General features: G+C 66.1%; 1 protein-coding gene. It reads right to left on the bottom strand.

Annotation, left to right across the window (positions count from 1 at the left end; genetic code table 11):
* Positions 1 to 1,203: phosphoenolpyruvate synthase (gene ppsA, locus AC1DU6_RS31935; protein ID WP_477862216.1), on the bottom strand; the 1,203-nt coding region annotated here is incomplete at both ends.

Consider the following 1,203-nt stretch of genomic DNA (forward strand, 5'->3'; position numbering starts at 1 on the left):
GTCCAGGATGGCCTTGGGGTGGACACCGATGTTGTTGTTGATGATGAACTCAAGCCGCGCCAGGCCCACGCCGCCAGAGGGCATTTGCGCGAAGTTGAAGGCCAGCTGCGGGTTGCCGACGTTCATCATGATCTTGATGGGGCAGTACGGCAGCTCGCCGCGGTGCACCTCGCTGATCTCGGTCTCGAGCAGCCCGTCGTAGATATAGCCGGTGTCGCCCTCGGAGCAGGCCACCGTGACGAGCTGGCCGTCCTTGAGCTTCTCGGTCGCGTCGCCGCAGCCGACCACGGCCGGGATGCCCAGCTCGCGCGCAATGATGGCCGCGTGGCAGGTGCGGCCGCCGCGGTTGGTGACGATGGCGCTGGCGCGCTTCATGACCGGCTCCCAGTTCGGGTCGGTCATGTCGGTGACGAGCACGTCGCCGGGCTGCACGCGCTCCATCTCGGCCACGCTATCAACCAGGCGGACCGGGCCGGTGCCGATCTTCTGGCCGATGGCGCGGCCTTCCGCCAGCACGGCGCTGTGGGCCTTGAGCTTGTAGTGGTGCTCGACCTGGCCTGCAGCTTGGCTCTTCACCGTCTCCGGGCGGGCCTGCAGGATGTAGATCTTGCCGTCGACGCCGTCACGGCCCCACTCGATGTCCATTGCGCGGCCGTAGTGCTGCTCGATGATGAGGGCGTACTTCGCCAGCTCGGTCACCTCGGTGTCGTTCAGCGAGTAGCGGTTGCGTTGCTCGGGCACCGTGTCGACGGTCTTGACGAGCTTGCCGGCAGCCGCCTTTTCCTCGGGCGACGCGAACTCCATGCGAATCAGCTTGGAGCCGAGGTTGCGGCGGATGATGGCCAGCTTGCCGGCCTTCAGCGCCGGCTTGTGCACGTAGAACTCGTCCGGGTTCACCGCGCCCTGCACCACCGTCTCGCCCAGGCCGTAGCTGGACGTGATGAAGACGACTTCCTGGAAGCCGCTCTCGGTGTCGATGGTGAACATGACACCGGCCGAGCCGAGGTCGCTGCGCACCATGCGCTGGACGCCAGCGGACAGTGCCACGTCGTTGTGGGCAAAGCCTTTGTGCACGCGGTAGCTGATGGCGCGGTCGTTGTAGAGCGACGCGAACACCTCGCGCATCTTGTGCAGCACCTCGTCGATGCCGACGACGTTCAGGAAGGTTTCCTGTTGGCCGGCGAAGGAGGCGTCGGGCAGGTC

The sequence above is a fragment of the Roseateles sp. P5_B10 genome (assembly GCF_056400485.1).